The 16,924-nt window shown below is 29.1% G+C and carries 18 protein-coding genes; 2 read left to right on the top strand and 16 right to left on the bottom strand.

The annotated features are described in order from the left end of the window. Positions 1-90: 90 nt before the first annotated feature. The 6 genes from M2214_RS05205 to M2214_RS05180 all read right to left on the bottom strand — a co-directional run bounded on the left by M2214_RS05205 (position 91) and on the right by M2214_RS05180 (position 5,718). Positions 91-528 (bottom strand): ATPase, encoded by a 438-nt coding sequence (locus M2214_RS05205; protein WP_248483494.1) that lies wholly within the window; start codon positions 526-528, stop codon positions 91-93. A gap of 2 nt (positions 529-530) precedes the next feature. Then, the gene (gene coaD / locus M2214_RS05200; RefSeq protein ID WP_248483491.1) at positions 531-1,019 is read right to left on the bottom strand and encodes a pantetheine-phosphate adenylyltransferase; all 489 of its coding nucleotides are present in this window, start codon (positions 1,017-1,019) and stop codon (positions 531-533) included. A 1-nt stretch (position 1,020) separates the two neighbouring features. Then, positions 1,021-1,575: a 16S rRNA (guanine(966)-N(2))-methyltransferase RsmD gene (rsmD, locus tag M2214_RS05195; protein WP_248483489.1), complete on the bottom strand. Its 555-nt coding sequence runs from the start codon at positions 1,573-1,575 to the stop codon at positions 1,021-1,023. 14 nt (positions 1,576-1,589) lie between these two features. Further along, on the bottom strand, positions 1,590-3,644 hold the full coding sequence (recG, locus tag M2214_RS05190) for an ATP-dependent DNA helicase RecG (protein WP_248483487.1): 2,055 nt from the start codon (positions 3,642-3,644) through the stop codon (positions 1,590-1,592). Between the two features lie 82 nt (positions 3,645-3,726). Beyond that, a complete protein-coding gene (locus tag M2214_RS05185) occupies positions 3,727-5,307 on the bottom strand; it encodes a DAK2 domain-containing protein (protein ID WP_248484772.1) in 1,581 nt (526 codons plus the stop codon). Between the two features lie 54 nt (positions 5,308-5,361). Next, positions 5,362-5,718, bottom strand: a complete 357-nt coding sequence (locus M2214_RS05180; RefSeq protein WP_248483485.1) for an Asp23/Gls24 family envelope stress response protein — start codon at positions 5,716-5,718, stop codon at positions 5,362-5,364. Between the two features lie 211 nt (positions 5,719-5,929). Between M2214_RS05180 and rpmB the strand changes: the two genes are divergently transcribed. After that, on the top strand, positions 5,930-6,121 hold the full coding sequence (gene rpmB / locus M2214_RS05175; protein ID WP_248483483.1) for a 50S ribosomal protein L28: 192 nt from the start codon (positions 5,930-5,932) through the stop codon (positions 6,119-6,121). A gap of 163 nt (positions 6,122-6,284) precedes the next feature. On the opposite strand, the gene M2214_RS05170 is transcribed toward rpmB, so the two are convergent. Together M2214_RS05170 and M2214_RS05165 are read right to left on the bottom strand one after the other, a co-directional pair. Then, complete coding sequence (locus tag M2214_RS05170) at positions 6,285-7,382, bottom strand: AI-2E family transporter (protein WP_248483481.1); 1,098 nt, start codon at positions 7,380-7,382, stop codon at positions 6,285-6,287. 241 nt (positions 7,383-7,623) lie between these two features. Then, positions 7,624-7,770: a 2-oxoglutarate translocator gene (locus M2214_RS05165; protein ID WP_248483479.1), complete on the bottom strand. Its 147-nt coding sequence runs from the start codon at positions 7,768-7,770 to the stop codon at positions 7,624-7,626. A 171-nt stretch (positions 7,771-7,941) separates the two neighbouring features. Here M2214_RS05165 and M2214_RS05160 point away from each other — a divergent pair, with 171 nt between their 5' ends. Further along, a complete protein-coding gene (locus M2214_RS05160; protein ID WP_248483477.1) occupies positions 7,942-8,718 on the top strand; it encodes a hypothetical protein in 777 nt (258 codons plus the stop codon). 103 nt (positions 8,719-8,821) lie between these two features. Here the strand turns inward: M2214_RS05160 and M2214_RS05155 are convergent, their stop codons facing one another. The 8 genes from M2214_RS05155 to M2214_RS05120 all read right to left on the bottom strand — a co-directional run bounded on the left by M2214_RS05155 (position 8,822) and on the right by M2214_RS05120 (position 16,924). Next, positions 8,822-9,457 (bottom strand): thiamine diphosphokinase, encoded by a 636-nt coding sequence (locus M2214_RS05155; RefSeq protein ID WP_248483475.1) that lies wholly within the window; start codon positions 9,455-9,457, stop codon positions 8,822-8,824. 11 nt (positions 9,458-9,468) lie between these two features. Next, a complete protein-coding gene (gene rpe, locus M2214_RS05150; protein ID WP_248483473.1) occupies positions 9,469-10,125 on the bottom strand; it encodes a ribulose-phosphate 3-epimerase in 657 nt (218 codons plus the stop codon). Between the two features lie 2 nt (positions 10,126-10,127). After that, the gene (rsgA, locus tag M2214_RS05145) at positions 10,128-11,012 is read right to left on the bottom strand and encodes a ribosome small subunit-dependent GTPase A (protein ID WP_248483471.1); all 885 of its coding nucleotides are present in this window, start codon (positions 11,010-11,012) and stop codon (positions 10,128-10,130) included. A 12-nt stretch (positions 11,013-11,024) separates the two neighbouring features. Beyond that, the gene (pknB, locus tag M2214_RS05140) at positions 11,025-12,965 is read right to left on the bottom strand and encodes a Stk1 family PASTA domain-containing Ser/Thr kinase (protein WP_248483469.1); all 1,941 of its coding nucleotides are present in this window, start codon (positions 12,963-12,965) and stop codon (positions 11,025-11,027) included. A 23-nt stretch (positions 12,966-12,988) separates the two neighbouring features. Beyond that, complete coding sequence (locus M2214_RS05135) at positions 12,989-13,735, bottom strand: Stp1/IreP family PP2C-type Ser/Thr phosphatase (RefSeq protein ID WP_248483467.1); 747 nt, start codon at positions 13,733-13,735, stop codon at positions 12,989-12,991. Positions 13,736-13,776: 41 nt separating this feature from the next. Further along, positions 13,777-14,817 (bottom strand): 23S rRNA (adenine(2503)-C(2))-methyltransferase RlmN, encoded by a 1,041-nt coding sequence (rlmN, locus tag M2214_RS05130; protein WP_248483465.1) that lies wholly within the window; start codon positions 14,815-14,817, stop codon positions 13,777-13,779. An 8-nt stretch (positions 14,818-14,825) separates the two neighbouring features. Further along, positions 14,826-16,157, bottom strand: a complete 1,332-nt coding sequence (rsmB, locus tag M2214_RS05125) for a 16S rRNA (cytosine(967)-C(5))-methyltransferase RsmB (RefSeq protein ID WP_248483463.1) — start codon at positions 16,155-16,157, stop codon at positions 14,826-14,828. 74 nt (positions 16,158-16,231) lie between these two features. Continuing rightward, on the bottom strand, positions 16,232-16,924 hold the full coding sequence (locus M2214_RS05120; RefSeq protein ID WP_248483461.1) for a zinc metallopeptidase: 693 nt from the start codon (positions 16,922-16,924) through the stop codon (positions 16,232-16,234).

Below are 16,924 nucleotides of genomic sequence, written 5' to 3'. Positions count from 1 at the left end.
ATGGTTATTAAAACATTAATCCAAGTAACGATATTTTAATAACCATCATTTTCATTCTTTCTTAATCGCTATATAATTTTCTACTCTTCTCTATTTTAATTCTTCTCTATTAGCGGCTATAACCTCCGCTATCTTTCCTAAATCTGCTTGAACTTTTCCAAGTATGTTATCCGCATACTCTTTTGCACCTCTTCTTATTTCTTTAGAAGTATTTTGAGCTTGCTGGATTATTTGCTCAGCTTGTTTTTGGGCTTCTTTTGTAACTTCACTCTCTTCAACCTGTTCTTGAACATAAGATTTAGTATTTTCAACTATTGCATCTGCCTCTTGTTGAGCTTCTGCTAGTATTCTTTGTCTTTCTGTATTTATCCATTCTGCTTGTTTTATTTCATCAGGCAATTGAAGTCTTATTTCTTTTATTATTTCTAAAAAGTGTTTTTTATCTACAAAAACCTTATTTCCAAATGGAATTCCAGAACTTTCTTCTACTAAATCTTCTATTTCTTCTATTAATTTTAATAGTTCCAATATTAATCCCCCCCATGTAATTTTTTATATACCTCTTCAGATACATTATTTGGAACTAATTCCGATATATCTCCTTTAAACTTTGCTACTTCTTTTATTAGAGAAGAGCTTATAAAAGAGTATTTTGTACTAGTTGTAAGTATTACAGTTTCTATATTTTGATTTAACTGCCTATTCATCTGAGCCATTTGAAGCTCATATTCAAAATCTGAAACAGCTCTTAATCCTCTTATTATAGCATTAACCTTTTTATCATTACAATAATCAATTAAAAGACCTGTAAAGCAATCTACCTCTACATTGTCTAGATCTTTAACAACCTCTTTTAAAAGTTCAACTCTTTCCTCAAATGTGAATAGAGAATTTTTACTAGAGTTGTATAAAACAGATACTATCAATTTATCAAATAGTTTAGATGCTCTTTTTATTATATCTAAATGTCCATTAGTTATTGGATCGAAGCTTCCTGGATATACTGCTATTTTTTTCATTTTAATCCTCCCAAGCAAAAAACGAAATCATTGTGTTCCCGTATTTTTTTTCTCTATATTTTTCAAGTTTTTCTATATTGTCTTTTACTTCATCCTTTATATCATGCTCTACTATTATTATTCCATCTTCCTCTAATATTTCTCTTTTACTTATTTCTACCAATGTTTTTTCTATAAAGTTTTTTAAATATGGTGGATCCATAAATATTATATCAAATTTATCTCTTCTAACACCTAATTTATTTACAGCACTTATACTATCTGACAAAATCAATTCACTTCTATCATTAACTCTAGCCTTTTGTATATTCTCTTTTATTATATCCATACTAGATTTGCTTGCATCCACAAATGTAGCTCTTTCAGCTCCTCTTGATAGAGCCTCTATACCAAGTGATCCTGTTCCAGAGAATAGGTCTAAAACAAAACTTTCCATAACTCTATCACTTATAATATTAAATAAAGATTCTTTCACTCTATCGGTAGTAGGTCTTACATCCATATTTTTTGGAGATTTAAGCTTTAATCCTCTAGCACTCCCAGAAATAACTCTCATATAAATCCTCCTTTTTAATTTAATGTTATATCGTTTAATTTTTCCTCAAATCTATTTATTATTTCTTTCTTGAGTTCTTTGTTTTTATTAAGGTTTAATTTTTCATCTTCTTCTATTATAATTTGTGCTTCTCTTTGTGCTTCTTTTAGTATTTTAATATGCTTAAATATGTTAGCTATCTTTAGTTCTGGAAGACCATGTTGTCTTGTTCCAAAAAATTCTCCAGGTCCTCTTATTTCTAAATCCTTCTCAGATATTTTAAACCCATCTGTTGTTTGTTCCATGGTTTTCATTCTCTCGAATGTAACTTCATTCTTTGATCCATATATAAGTATACAGTAAGACTTATATTCTCCTCTTCCAACTCGTCCTCTTAGCTGATGTAGCTGTGCTAACCCAAATCTTTCAGCATTTTCTATAATCATAAGTGTAGCATTTGGAACATTTACCCCAACCTCTATAACGGTTGTTGATACTAGTATATCAACTTCTCCATTTTTGAATTTTTTCATTATTTCATCTTTATCACAGGCTTTCATTTTTCCATGTAAAAGCTCTAGTTTTAAATCTGAAAAGTGTTCAGTTTTTAACTCCTCCAACAAATCAACTGCTGCCTTTGCCTTTATTACTTCTGATTCTTCAACTAGAGGACATACTATATAAACCTGCCTTCCAAGTTCTATCTGACTTCTGACAAAATTATATGCTTTAAGTCTTTTTTCTTTAGGAATAGCAAATGTATCTATAATCTGTCTTCCAGGAGGAAGCTCATCTATTATAGATATATCCAGGTCACCATAAAGTATAAGTGCCAAAGTTCTAGGTATAGGCGTTGCAGTCATAACTAGTATGTCGGGGTTGTCTCCTTTTTCGGATAATTTATTTCTCTGCCTTACACCAAATCTATGTTGTTCATCTGTTATAACCATTCCCAACTTTTTAAATTCAACTCCATCCTCTATAAGAGCATGCGTTCCTATTAATATATCTATCTCACCTTCTTTAGTCTTTCTTAGAACATCCATTTTCTGCTTTTTAGTTAGACTTCCTACAAGTAGACCTATATTTATATCGAATTTAGATAATATTTCATTGAGTGAATTAAAGTGTTGTTCTGCTAATATTTCAGTTGGAGCCATCATAGCTGCTTGATATGAATTTAAAACTGAATTTGCAAGGCTTAAAAGAGCTACTACTGTTTTTCCAGATCCTACGTCTCCTTGAACAAGTCTATTCATGACCTTATTAGAATTCATATCGTTTAGTATATCGTCAAGAGATCTTCTTTGAGCATTAGTAAGTGAAAACGGAAGGGATGTTATAATTTCTTCAAGTTTATCCTTTTTCTCAAATTTTATTCCCTCTTTATCTACTACTCCACTTTTTAAGTATAATAATCCTAATTGAAGTATTAAGAACTCCTCATACACAAGCCTGTATAAGGCAACCTTCAAACTTTGTAGGTTTTGTGGATTGTGAATATTTTTTATAGCAAAATTTAAACCACATAGTTTATTTTTATCTACAATATTTTTTGGAATATATTCGTCTATTTTTAAGTCTTCATTTTTTAATACACCGTTTATTACATTTATTAATTCTTTATTTGAAACTCCATAGGTCAAAGGATATATAGGAACTATTTTTCCTATTGAATTTGCATGTTTTGTATCAAATTCTATCTCACAGTTTAATATTTCAGTTTTTCCGTATTCTTTTTTAACCTTACCATATGCAACTATATTATCCCCTACTTTAAAGTTATTGACTATATACTTTTGATTAAAGAATACAAGCTTTATATAACCAGTATCATCTCTTACCTGTATTTTATTTATAATCATCTTCTTTTTTGGCTCTTGAGTCTCAATTCCTGTAATAATTCCTCTTATAGAGACTTTTTCTTCATTTTGTAGACTAAATATTTTCTTAAATTTGCTTCTGTCTTCGTACTGTCTTGGAAAATAGTATATTAAATCCTTTACTGTGTATATGCCAAGTTTATTTAATTTTTTATACTTTTTAGGCCCTATGCCCTTTATGTATTGTAAGCTTTTATTTAAATCCATATATATCACCTTGTAAATTCCATTTTTTAAGCCATGGTATTGATTTAATATCCATGGCTTAGAAATAATAATATATAAACTTTTACTCTACAGAAATTATATAATAGTATAATGGTTGATTTCCGCAGTAAACTTCTACATCTAGGTCATCATATTTTGCTTCTATCTCTTCTCTTAATTCATTAGTATCATCTTCACTTAATTCTTCACCATAGAATAAAGTTATAATCTCACTGTCCTCATCAACTAATTTATCTATTAAAGATAGAGTCACCTCTTTTATATTTTTTCCCGCTTCTTGTATCTTACCTTCTCCTATACCTATTATATCGCCTTCTTTTATGTCTATATCATTCATGCTAGTATCTCTTACAGCAAATGTTATTTGGCCTGTTTTAACATTTTCAAGAGCATACTTCATAGCTTTTTGATTAGACTCCGAATCTGCTTCAGGATTAAATGCAAGTAAAGCCGAAAATCCTTGTGGAGTTGTTTTAGAAGGTATTACTATTATATTCTTATCAGATATTTCTTTAGCCTGATTTGCAGCCATAATTACATTACTATTGTTTGGTAATATAATTATGTTTTTTGCATTTATATTATCTATAGCCTGTATAAAATCTTCCGTACTAGGGTTCATAGTTTGTCCACCCTCTATTACGTGATCCACTCCAAAATCTTTAAATATTGAAGTTATTCCAGATCCCATAGCTATAGATATAAATCCATATTCTTTCATCTCTTTAGGTTCTTCTTTTATATCTTCTTTAATTAATATGTTTTCATGTTGAATTCTCATATTCTCTATTTTTATTTTATCTAATTGTCCATACTTTGTAGCTTCTTGTAAAACAAAACCTGGATTATTAGTGTGTATATGAACTTTTATTAAAGAATCATCTCCAACAACTATTAAGCTATCTCCCTGTCCTTGTATAAGATCCTTCATTTTACTGTAGCTTATCTTATCCGTATCTAGTATAAATTCAGTACAATAAGCAAACTTAATATCCTCAGTAGATATTTCTGAATTCTTACTTACTTCTTGGACTTCATTAGAACCTGTATTTTTCTCTACAAATTCTCCTAAAAAAGCTTTATACGCTCCCTCTAGTATACAAACTAATCCTTTTCCGCCTGAATCCACAACTCCAGCTTCTTTTAAATTCTTAAGAAGATTTGGAGTATTTTCTAAAGAACGGTTAGATTCTTTTAATACTTTTTCCATAAATTTCTTCATATCTTTTTCTTTTTGAGCTATCTTAACGGCAAACTCTCCAGTTTCTCTTGCAACTGTAAGTATAGTTCCTTCTATAGGTTTTATTACAGCTTTATATGCAGTATCTGCTCCATTTTTTAAAGCATTTGCTAAATCCGTCGTATCTAGTTCATCCTTATCCTCTATAGACTTTGCAAATCCTCTTAAAAGCTGAGATAATATAACACCAGAGTTTCCTCTAGCTCCCATTAAAGATCCTTTAGAAGCTGCTTTTCCTATTTCTTTTATAGTATTATTTGAGTCCTTAATTACTTCATTTACAGCGGCTTGTATAGTAAGAGACATATTCGTCCCAGTATCTCCATCTGGTACTGGAAATACATTTAGTTTATCTACAAGCTCTTTGTGATTTTGCAAATTATTCGCACCTGATAATACCATCTGCCTAAAGAGCTTTGCATTAATATATTCTACTTTCAACTTGTTACCTCCTAACTATTTGTTCACCCTAACTCCTTGTACATTTATATCTATTTTTCTCACTTTAAGAGAGGTCATTTTTTCCACAGTATATTTAACTCTATCTATTATATTGTCTGCTACAACAGATATTTTTGTTCCATATTGTATAATAACAAATAATTCTATACTAACAGTATCTTCTTCTATTTCAACTTTAACCCCATTACTCATGTTTTCCTTTTTTAAAAGTTCAACAATTCCATCTACTTTAGATTTATAACTAAATCCAACTATTCCATAGCACTCTGTAGATACTTGAGATGCAATTTTTGCTATAACTTCTTTATCAATATAGATATTACCATATTTATTAGCAATTGTTCCACTCATTTTTTTACCCCCTACAAATAATCATATTTTTTATTAATCTTTTTTTATATTTATATATACTTTATTGCATGTTATATGTATAATATATTTTATATTATATGTTTCATATATTCAATACAAATATAACATTTGGCTTGCAAAAGTCAGCTTAATATGATAATATAATTATGTTTTTAATGCCAATGATAAAGGTTTGAAGGAGGTGTTAATCATGGCAAGAGTTTGTTCAGTTTGCGGAAAAGGTAAGGTTTCTGGTAATACAGTGAGTCACTCAAACCGTCACAATAAAAGAACTTGGTCTCCAAACTTAAGAAAAGTTAGAGCTATAGTTGATGGTAGTCCAAAGAGATTAAACGTTTGTACAAGATGTTTACGTTCTGGTAACGTAGAAAGAGCTGTCTAGTTTAATAATAGAGATTGGTTGTATAAGCAATCTTTATCTCTTATAAAAAAGCCGAACAATTTTGTTCGGCTTTTTTTTATTTCTAAAGAAATTATAATTTTCAAGTTATAAATAACATTGATAAAGAAACTAAAATAAGCTATAAATTAGCATAAAGCTAATTTTATTTATCTAGTTCAACAATTTCACTAAATATTATTTTTATTATAGCTGCTATTGGAACTGAAAATATCATTCCCATTATCCCAAAAAATCCACCTCCAATAGATATTGTGAATATTATCCAAAACGGAGATAAGCCTATATAATTCCCCATAATCTTAGGTCCAACTATATTTGCATCTACTTGCTGAAGAATCAATATAAGCACACATACCCACAACGCCTTCATAGGAGCATAGAAAAGCGTAACCAAAACAGCAGGTGTTGCACCTATAAAAGGTCCTATGTACGGTATTACATTCGTACAAGCTATTATAACCGATAATAAAAGCGCATATTTTACTTTTAAAATCAAAAATCCTATAAAACATAAAGTTCCTAGTATAGAAGCTTGAACTATAAGGCCCGTTAAAAACTTCGAAAATATAACATTTGCTTTTTTACTAAATTCTATGAACTTAATACTTTTATCCTCTTTTAAGATTTTTTTTAGAATTCTACATCCAAGTGATTTTAAAGATTTTTTTTCAATTAGCATATAAATAGATATTATTAAACTAAAAGATATAGTTACCACAGCTGACCCTATATTTGTTATAAATACCAAAAAACTATTTAAAAAATAATTAATTCCCTTAGAAATTTTTTGCAGATTTCCTATAAAATTATTATCTACATATTTTTCAATCTCATTTAATATATTAATATCTATATTTTTTGCAAAATTAAGCACATTGTTTTGTACAAATTCAATCATATCGTCTGCATGATTAGGCGTTTCATTAATTATTTGTACTATACTTTTAACGACTATAGGTATACCTATTACAATCATAATTACCATTATAAGTATAAAAACACTATATACTATAAGTATAGCCATTCCATTTTTCAGTTTAAACCTTTCTTTTAAAAACACTATTATCGAGTTGAATATATAAGCTATAAAAAAAGCTATAAAAAACGGCTTTAATATACCGAATATCTTGCTAAAACCATTTGATATGCTCGCTGTATTTATATACACAAAACCCAATATTAGCAATCCAATCAGTACTATTGCATACTTTTCTATAAATTTTTTGTTATCTTTTATCATCTGTCTATCTGCCCCTCCGAGTGTTTTTTAGATTAATTCTAACATATAATCCTATTTATTACCAACATAACTATACTTAATACAGTCATTAACTTATAAATTTTATACATAAATTATTTCCCTACATACAAAAAACCATTATAAAATGGTTTTTTGTTTATTTCTTTCTTATAAAGAATTTTACTATTGCTGATAAAAACTTAGGTAGCTTTATAGCCACTATTTTCATAATATATACCCCCTATTTAAAGCAAATACAGCCTGTAATAATAAGCACTGTTGCAAAACAACTCATCCATAGCCAATTCGGCAAAACTAGAGATAAAATAATGCTAAGCCCTACTGCTATACATATTAAACCTACTAAATGTTTTGTACACCTTCTCATTGCACCCACCTCATTAATTCTTCATATATATAGTGTATTCAAGTTTATATAAAATTGACACAAAAAATTCGATTCATTTTGTAACATATCATTTTTATTAATATAAAATTTTTAAGATTTTTTTAAGAATATGTTGATATAATAAAAAGAAAATAATAAAGGAGAAATGCAATGGATAGATTTAATCAAACAATTGCTAATTTTTTTAGTCTGGATAAAGATTGTATATTAAAAGATGAAAGTTACATAGTAGTTGAAAATAAAGAGAAAGAAATTTATTGTATTTTAAATTATGATAAAAAAGATAATTTTTATATTAATGATGGTATTTATATTAATTTTTTTAAAAAAGATAATTCAAGCTTTGTAACTTTAGAGTTTTATGAAAAAGGAATTTGTACTACTGAATATGTAAACTTTGGATTTGATGATATAAAAACAGAATACGATAATTATATGAATTGCGATGATAAAGAAATACAGTATAAAACACTTACTTTTGTATCTAATAAAAATAATAGAATTTTAGAAATAGCTATCATTTTAGAATATAAGTGTATAATTTCAGTTAGTCAATATTTAAATAGAAAGGATTTTGATGATTTAATTTCAGAACTCTTAAATACTCCAAAGGCCGAAATTGATTTAGATGGAGTAACTCACTATATATTAAAAAATATAGATAGTAAACTAGTTGTAGATACTACATCAATTGAAAAGTGGGATGAAGATTTACTTAAGGATAGTTTAATTTTAGATTTTTGTTATTCAGATCAAACTATAAGCATAGGTAAATATAAAGATAATGAGTATATTGGAGTTCATAGTTCTGTTGTAAAAAATATTGAAAAAAATGAAAATACTTTAATTATATATCCTGAAAATAAATCCTATAAAATAGAGATTATTTTAGAGCCAGTTTTAAAGATAAGAAGCATATTTTATTAAAATTAGAAATTTTAGTCATGAAAAAGGACAAGGATTAATATAGCATAATTTTGTTATGCTGTTTTGCTCCCTGCCCTTTTTTATACTTAAGTATATTTAATTATTAATCTCTAGCTTTTATAACCAACACACATCCACTTTTAATACTTATTTCGCATTTATCATCTACTAGGACATTCGATATACCTAGTGATATACCAAATTCTAAATCATAGTCTTCAAGAGGATATTCAAGGCCCTTTAAGGTAACTCCTAATGCATCTGAGTGTATAGGTATTACAGATACAATATCTCCTTTTTTGCCTGTAATTTGTATTTTGTTATCGGTCATATATATCTCGTTGTTTTCATTTATTATTCTCGATTTAATACCTTTTTTCAAAAGAGAGTATAAAAGATTTATATTGGCAAGAGAATGGTCCATACGACTTCCTAAAACCCCTATAAAGTCTATTTCTTTTGATCCTATATCTATAGCATAGTCTATACATATTTCTGTATCTGTTTTGTCTTTTTTAGATGGAAATTTGTTAAATTCTATATTCTTATCTATAAAGTATTTTTTTACTTTATCACTTATAGAGTCCAGATCTCCTATTATAATATCAGGATTTATATTCATATTGTATGCATGATTCGAGGCTCCGTCTGCGCATATTATACAGTCGTAGCTATTTATTATACTTTCATAAAAATCATAATCATCCATACTTCCATTTGCTATTATTAAAGACTTCAATATATCACTTCCTAAAGTACTGAGTTTGATCTAAACTCTTGTACAGTCTTATTTATATCATCACTTCCAAATATAGCAGATCCTGCAACAATAACATTTGCTCCAGCTTCTACTGCTTTATGAACATTGCTTGGCTTCATTCCTCCATCAACTTGTATTTCAATGTTAAGATTTCTCTCATTAGCAAGTGCTCTAACCTCTTTTATTTTATCAACCATACCTTCTATAAAAGATTGACCTCCAAAGCCAGGGTTAACAGTCATTATAAGAACCATATCAAGTTCATCTATAACATGCTTTATAGTTTCAACAGGAGTTGCAGGATTTAACGATACACAAGCCTTAACACCCATTGATTTTATATTTTGTACTGTTCTATGAAGGTGTGTACATGCTTCTTGATGTACTGTTATTATATCTGCACCAGCATTTACAAAGTCTTGTATATAATTGTCAGGATTTTCAATCATAAGATGAACATCAAACAGCATATTTACATCTTTTCTTAAGCTTTTTACTATACCAGGTCCTAATGTAATATTAGGCACAAAGTGTCCATCCATTACATCTATATGCAAGTACTCACATCCTGCATTTTCTACCTTTTTAATATCCTCTAATAATCTTGCAAAATCTGCCGAAAGTATTGATGGGGCTAATTTTATCATGTTTAGTACCTCCTATTTTTTTTTCTTATTTCGTTTAATAGTTGTAAGTAACTTTCATATCTTTGAGTAGTTATCTTTCCTTCTTCAAGAGCATCCTTAACTGCACAGTTTGGCTCATTCTCATGCAGACAGTTTCTATAAAACTTACAATCATCAGCGTAATCATCAAATTCTATAAAATAATCCTTTAAGTCTTGTGGCTCTATAGAGTCTAGCGTTAAAGAACTAAATCCAGGTGTATCGGCAACCATACCACCATCTTCTAACTTTAAAAGTTGTGCATATCTTGTTGTATGCTTTCCTCTCTTTATTTTTTCACTTATACTTCCAGTTTCAAGACTTAGATTTGAATCGATCTTATTTAAAAGACTTGATTTTCCAACTCCAGATGGTCCAGCAAATACTACTATACTATCTTTTAGTTCTTCTTTTACAAGTTGTATGTTGATATCTTTTTTTGTACTTATAGGTATTACTTTATATCCTGCATTATTGTATATTCTTTTTACATTTTCACATTCTTGCTCTTCATCTAAATCTATTTTACTAATAACTATAATTACCTCTAAGCCTTCTTTTTCAGCTAAAACTATAAATCTATCTAAAAGCGAAAAGTGAGGTTGTGGATTTTTGATACTAAATACTATTATAGCCTTATTTATATTAGCTATAGGAGGTCTTATCAATTCACTTTCTCTTTTTTTAATGTCCTCTATTACTCCTTTTTTTTCTTCTTCATTTACTACAGATATGTCTACCATATCACCTACAAGTGGAGTTACCTTCTTCTTTCTGAATATACCTCTAGCCTTACATTCATATATACCATCACTTGTATCTATATAATAAAAACCACCTATTCCCTTTATTATTCTACCATTTCGCATAATTTTCTCCTTCTATTTAAATTCAGCCGTTGTCTTGCCATAAAAAGCATCATCTACATATATCTCATATTCTTTTGTTTCTCCTTCATAACCTTCAATAGGAACTGATATCATATTTCCTGATTCTTGTATATTTATTGTTTTATCATATACAACCTTTGAACTATTTTTTTCTTTCTCTTTTATCAGAACCTTTACAGTCTCTTCTTCTTCTGGTAATGCAAATGATATTTGCTTTTCTATAATTTTCTTAGAAGGCTCTTCTACTACTTCCTCTTCTTCTGTATACTCATTCACTGTTAAGTCTATTTTTTTACCTTCTTCTACATATTGCCCTGCTTTTAGCGTCTGGCTAAGTATAACGCCTTCTTTTTCATCCTTATCTTCTTTATAGTGTACCTTTCCTATTCCTAGCTCAACTAGCAATATTCTAGCATCTTCTAATGTTTTCCCAACTACATTTGGTACCTTAATCAATTTCACTTCTTCTCCCTTACTCACTATAAAGTCTATACCGGTTCCTTGCTCTACTTCTGTAAATGCTCTTGGTTTTTGACTTATTATAGTTCCTTCAGGTAACGAGCTAAATTCATAGTCTATAACGCCTTCTTTTAAATCATTTTCTTTTAGTATATCCTCTGCACCATCAAGTGTTTTTCTAACTAAATTAGGAACAGTTACAGGCTCTCCACCCTTACTTACATCAAATTTAACTGTCTGTCCCTTTCTAATTGAACTTTTTGCCGCTGGAATTTGGCTTATTATATGATTTTTTTCTACTGATGAATCATATGACTCTTTTCTAACTTGAACACTAACACCGATTGCTTCAAGTCTACTAGTGGCATCTTCTAGTGTAGCATTTTCAAAATCTGGCATTTCATAATTTTTTGTAGTAAATAAATCCTTCAAATTATATGCCAGAAACGCAATTGAAAGAGACATTACAAGTGCCAACAAAATACCTAAAATAGTCATCTTTTTTTTGTTGCTGATTTTCTTTTTAGACTTCTTTCTCATATTCGTATTAACACCTTCTTCTTTAAGTTCTTTAGGTATATTAGTTTTTAATTCTTCATTTAAAGAGTTTAATTTTTGTGTATGATAAAGCTCATAATCTTCCTCAAAATCAAGTTCTATATCATTCTCTATATGCTGTATATCGCTTATTAATTCATATGCACTTTGGTATCTATCCGATTGTTTTTTTTGAGTTAACTTATACAATAATCCTTTTATATCCTTGGGTATACCATCAGGTATATCCTTCTCGAAATCTATATCTTCATTTATGTGTTTTAGGGCTATATTTACAGGGGTATCTCCTTTGAAAGGTACCTTTCCTGTTAACATTTCATAAAGAACTATACCAAGTGAATAAAGATCCGATGTTTTATCTATATATCCACCTCTGGCTTGTTCAGGAGAAAAATAATGTACAGATCCTATTACATTTCCAACTACAGTTATAGTTGAGCTCGTAGTAGCTTTTGCTATACCAAAATCCGCAACCTTTGCTACATTGTCTTCTGATATTAATATATTATGAGGCTTTATGTCTCTATGTACTATCCCATTTTTATGTGCTTGATTTAAAGCCATGGCTATTTGCTTCATTATATCAAGTGCATAAGAATAGTCTAGTGCTCCTTTTTTCTTTATCAAGTCTTTAAGGTTCATGCCATCTACATATTCCATTACTATATAGTTTATCTCTTCATCTTGTCCTACATCGTATATATTGACAATATTAGGATGAGTAAGCCCTGCTGATGCCAATGCTTCGTTTTTAAACTTTAAAAGAAATTCTTCATCATTGCTAAATTCGGGTCTTAAAACTTTGATAGCTACAATTCTATTTAAAATAGTACATCTAGCTTTATATACAAATGCCATTCCTCCATCGCCTATTTTATCTAATATTTCATACCTATCATTAAGCATCTTCTTCATAAACTGTATCACCAACTCTCTGTTTAAATTGTTATGCATATAACCGATATATTATCTTTACTTCCATTTTGCTTTGCCATATCGATCATTTTACTACAGCATTTTTCTAAATCGCCATCACTTATTAATATATTATTCATATCATTTATAGTTACTGAATTTGTAAGACCATCAGTTGCCAGTATTATTTTATTATCTTTTTCTAGTATTTCCTTATAAAAATCTATTTTTATAAATTCATCTGTACCTATTGCTCTTGTTATTACGTTTCTTTGAGGATGAGTAAGAGCCTCATTCTCTGTTATCGCACCTTCATCTAGAAGTTCTTGAACTAGTGAATTGTCCTTTGTAACTTTTTTAATGTCGTTATCAGTAAATAAATAACACCTGCTATCTCCAATATTTGCTATATACAAATCGTTTTTATGAATTACAGCAGTAGTAAGCGTAGTTCCCATACCCTTGTATTCTTCTTCGTATAAAGATGTTTTGTATACTATAGTATTAGCATATTTATAAGCCTGCCTTAATACAGATTTAACTTCTATATAATTATTGAAATTCACGTTCACTAAATTCTTTTTCAAAAAGTACAGTATGTTTTCTACCGCCAATTTACTAGCTACTTCTCCTTTTTTATGACCACCCATTCCGTCTGCTATGGTAAATATAGCTATTTTTTGATTATCGTGTTCTATTATCTCATAGCCACAAAAATCTTCATTTTGTTTTCTCTTATTTCCTATATCAGATAAAATATGATACTTCATAAAATCACACCCCAATCAAAGGACCCTACAGTTTGATCTTCTTATTTTTCATCTTTATTTAAATGCTTTCTTCTCAATTGCCCACAAGCACCCTTAATATCGCTTCCCATTTCTCTTCTTATAGTACAATTAATTCCGGCTTGTTTCAAGTTCTCTTTGAATTTATACACATAATTTTTATCTGGTTTTTCATAACTTCTTTCTTCAACTTTATTTATAGGTATTAAATTCACATGACATAGAATTCCTTTTAATTTATTGCCTAAAAGCTTTACATCTTCTTTTTTATCATTGACTCCCTTTATAAGTGAATATTCAAATGTAATTCTTCTATTAGTTTTTTGTATATAATACTTGCAGGCCTTAATAATTTCATCAATGGTATACGATTTTGCTATTGGCATTATTTCTCTTCTAATATTTTCATCTGCTGCATGAAGTGATATAGCTAAATTTATAGGAATCTTCATATCAGCAAGTTCATATATCTTGGGTACTATACCACAAGTAGAAAGAGTTATATGTCTATACCCTATATTGAGACCATTTTTCTCGTTTACTATTTCTAAAAACTTTTTTACATTTTCGAAATTATCAAAAGGTTCTCCGCTTCCCATTAATACAATGTTTGATACTCTAGTTTTAATATCTTTTTGAATTTGAAGAACTTGATCCAATATCTCCCAAGGATGTAAATTCCTTTCCAAGCCATCTATTGTAGACGCACAGAAATTACATCCCATTCTACAACCTACTTGAGTTGATATACAAACAGATACTCCGTGCTCATACTTCATCATAACACTCTCTATTATATTTCCATCTTCAAGTGCAAACAGATATTTTATAGTCCCATCTATTTTAGATTCAAATTTTTTGTATATTTCTAGTTTTCCAAGCTTTGATTTTTCTGATAATTTTTTTCTTAAGTCTTTAGAAATATTACTCATATCATCTATAGAGTCTATTTCTTTATATATCCAGCTAAAAATTTGATTTGCCCTAAACGGTTTTTCTCCTATTTCCTTCATAAACTCCTTCATATCATTTTCAGTCAAAGACTTTAAACATACCTTGTCCATTTAAATCACTACCTCATCCTTCTTAATTTAGCTATAAAAAATCCATCCATACCGTGTACATTAGGATATAGCTTTATATATCCATTTTCTTGATTTTCTAAATCAACATTTACATTTGTTATTGGTTCAAGCTCAAAATTACCATTTAGTTTTAAAAATTCACTTACTATATCTATGTTTTCTCTATCTTCTATTGTACATGTACTATATATTAATAATCCACCTTTTTTTACATATTTAGAGCTATTTTGAAGTATCGTTTTCTGAATTTGAGGTATCCCTTCTAATTCCTTCTTCCTTTTATATTTTATTTCTGGTTTTCTTCTTATTATACCAAATCCAGAGCAAGGGGCATCTACTAGTACTGTTTCAAATTTTTCTAAACTCTCCTCATCAAACTCTGTAGCATCAAATTTTTGAATATCTACATTACTAAGCCCAAGTCTTTTTGTATTTTCTTTTATAAGCTTTAATTTGTGATCAAATATATCTCTTGCTATAACTTTTCCTTTGTTCTCCATTAAAGTAGCTAAATGAGTAGTCTTCCCTCCTGGTGCTGAACATACATCTAATATATTATCATTTTCTCTAGGATTTATAACATGACCTATTATCATGGAACTTATATCTTGAATTTGAAAATATCCCCTTTTATATAGTTCGTTATTTTCTATATTTTTAAGGCTCTTTACTTTTATAGCTTCTTTAACTAATTTAACCGCTTCACATTCCACACCTTGTTCTTCTAGCTTTTTGATTAAATCTTCTCTTGATATTTTAAGTTCATTAGTTCTTAAATATAGATCTGGCTTCTCATTATTTTCTTCAACAAGTTCCTCAGTGAAATCTTGTCCAAATTTATCTATCCAGTTCTTAATAATCCATTCTTCATAAGAGTACTTTATAGATAGATACTTTACTATATCTTCGTTTTTGTCAGGGTATTTTATGTCAGTTTGATTTCTAACAACATTTCTAAGTACTCCATTTACAAATCCTGATGCCTTTTTACAGTACTTTTTAGATAAATTTACACTTTCGTTTACAGCTGCAAAATCCTTTGTACTGTCTAAAAATAATATCTGATATATTCCCATTTGAAGAATATTTCTAACATGTGGAGATAACTTTTTAGCCTTTATCTTTGAAAATTTATTTATTACATAGTTTAAAAAGTACTTATTTTCAGTAACACCGTATATAAGTTCTGTACAAAATCCTCTATCCATATCTTTGAGATTACTCTCTCTTAAATGTTTATTAACTCCTAAATTAGAGTATAATCCATTATTTTCTATATCATATATAGCATTAAGCGCTACTTCTCTACTACTTTTCATTTTATTCTCTCCTTTAAATTTCACCAAAAAAAACCATATTATTTTTATTTAAAAAAATAATATGGGATTTGTTTTTAATCATCTCTACTATTACTTAAAATTACCAATCTAACTAATTGAAGTATCGCACTCGCTGCCGCTGCTATATAAGTAAGTGCCGCCGCATCTAGTACCTTCTTACTGTATTTTCTTTCTTCAGTTGTTATTAAACTATTGCTAGCTAGCTGGTCTATAGCTCTTGATGATGCATTAAATTCAACAGGAAGTGTTACAACTTGAAATAATACAGCACCAGAAAATAAGAGTATACCTATCTTTAATAATGATGGCGTAACTAAAAAACCTAACATTATGAATATCCAAGACATAGATGAACTTATATTCACTATAGGAACTAAATTGTTTCTGAATGTAAGTGGGAAATACGCTTCTCCGTGTTGGATAGCATGACCAACCTCATGGGCAGCTACTGACACAGATGCTATAGAAGTTCCATGGTATACATCATTTGAAAGTCTTAAGACCTTACTTCTAGGATCATAGTGATCACTAAGTCTTCCGTGAGTCAATTCTATATCTACATTTCTAAGTCCATTTTTATCTAGTATATGTCTAGCTACTTGAGCTCCTGTATATCCTTTTTGGCTGTACACTCTTAAATATTTATTAAAAGTTGTTTGAACCTTAGTTTGAGCATACGCTGCAAGTAACATAGCTGGAATTAATAATATCATAGTTGGGTCAAACCCATAATAATAAGGATACAT

Origin of the sequence: Tepidibacter aestuarii, assembly GCF_934924865.1 — a bacterium.
Taxonomy (GTDB): domain Bacteria; phylum Bacillota; class Clostridia; order Peptostreptococcales; family Peptostreptococcaceae; genus Tepidibacter_A; species Tepidibacter_A aestuarii.
The sequence above is the reverse complement of the archived record's forward strand: the minus strand, read 5'-3'. Positions and strand labels throughout refer to the sequence as shown.

Coding starts and splice junctions, on each gene's coding strand:
- coaD (WP_248483491.1), bottom strand. CDS start 1,019: ATGAAAAAAATAGCAGTATATCCAGGAAGCTTCGATCCAATAACTAAT.
- rsmD (WP_248483489.1), bottom strand. CDS start 1,575: ATGAGAGTTATTTCTGGGAGTGCTAGAGGATTAAAGCTTAAATCTCCA.
- recG (WP_248483487.1), bottom strand. CDS start 3,644: ATGGATTTAAATAAAAGCTTACAATACATAAAGGGCATAGGGCCTAAA.
- M2214_RS05185 (WP_248484772.1), bottom strand. CDS start 5,307: ATGGTATTATCAGGTGCGAATAATTTGCAAAATCACAAAGAGCTTGTA.
- M2214_RS05180 (WP_248483485.1), bottom strand. CDS start 5,718: ATGAGTGGAACAATTGCTAATAAATATGGTAATATCTATATTGATAAA.
- rpmB (WP_248483483.1), top strand. CDS start 5,930: ATGGCAAGAGTTTGTTCAGTTTGCGGAAAAGGTAAGGTTTCTGGTAAT.
- M2214_RS05170 (WP_248483481.1), bottom strand. CDS start 7,382: ATGATAAAAGATAACAAAAAATTTATAGAAAAGTATGCAATAGTACTG.
- M2214_RS05165 (WP_248483479.1), bottom strand. CDS start 7,770: ATGAGAAGGTGTACAAAACATTTAGTAGGTTTAATATGTATAGCAGTA.
- M2214_RS05160 (WP_248483477.1), top strand. CDS start 7,942: ATGGATAGATTTAATCAAACAATTGCTAATTTTTTTAGTCTGGATAAA.
- rpe (WP_248483473.1), bottom strand. CDS start 10,125: ATGATAAAATTAGCCCCATCAATACTTTCGGCAGATTTTGCAAGATTA.
- rsgA (WP_248483471.1), bottom strand. CDS start 11,012: ATGCGAAATGGTAGAATAATAAAGGGAATAGGTGGTTTTTATTATATA.
- pknB (WP_248483469.1), bottom strand. CDS start 12,965: ATGAAGAAGATGCTTAATGATAGGTATGAAATATTAGATAAAATAGGC.
- M2214_RS05135 (WP_248483467.1), bottom strand. CDS start 13,735: ATGAAGTATCATATTTTATCTGATATAGGAAATAAGAGAAAACAAAAT.
- rlmN (WP_248483465.1), bottom strand. CDS start 14,817: ATGGACAAGGTATGTTTAAAGTCTTTGACTGAAAATGATATGAAGGAG.
- rsmB (WP_248483463.1), bottom strand. CDS start 16,157: ATGAAAAGTAGTAGAGAAGTAGCGCTTAATGCTATATATGATATAGAA.
- M2214_RS05120 (WP_248483461.1), bottom strand. CDS start 16,924: ATGTATCCTTATTATTATGGGTTTGACCCAACTATGATATTATTAATT.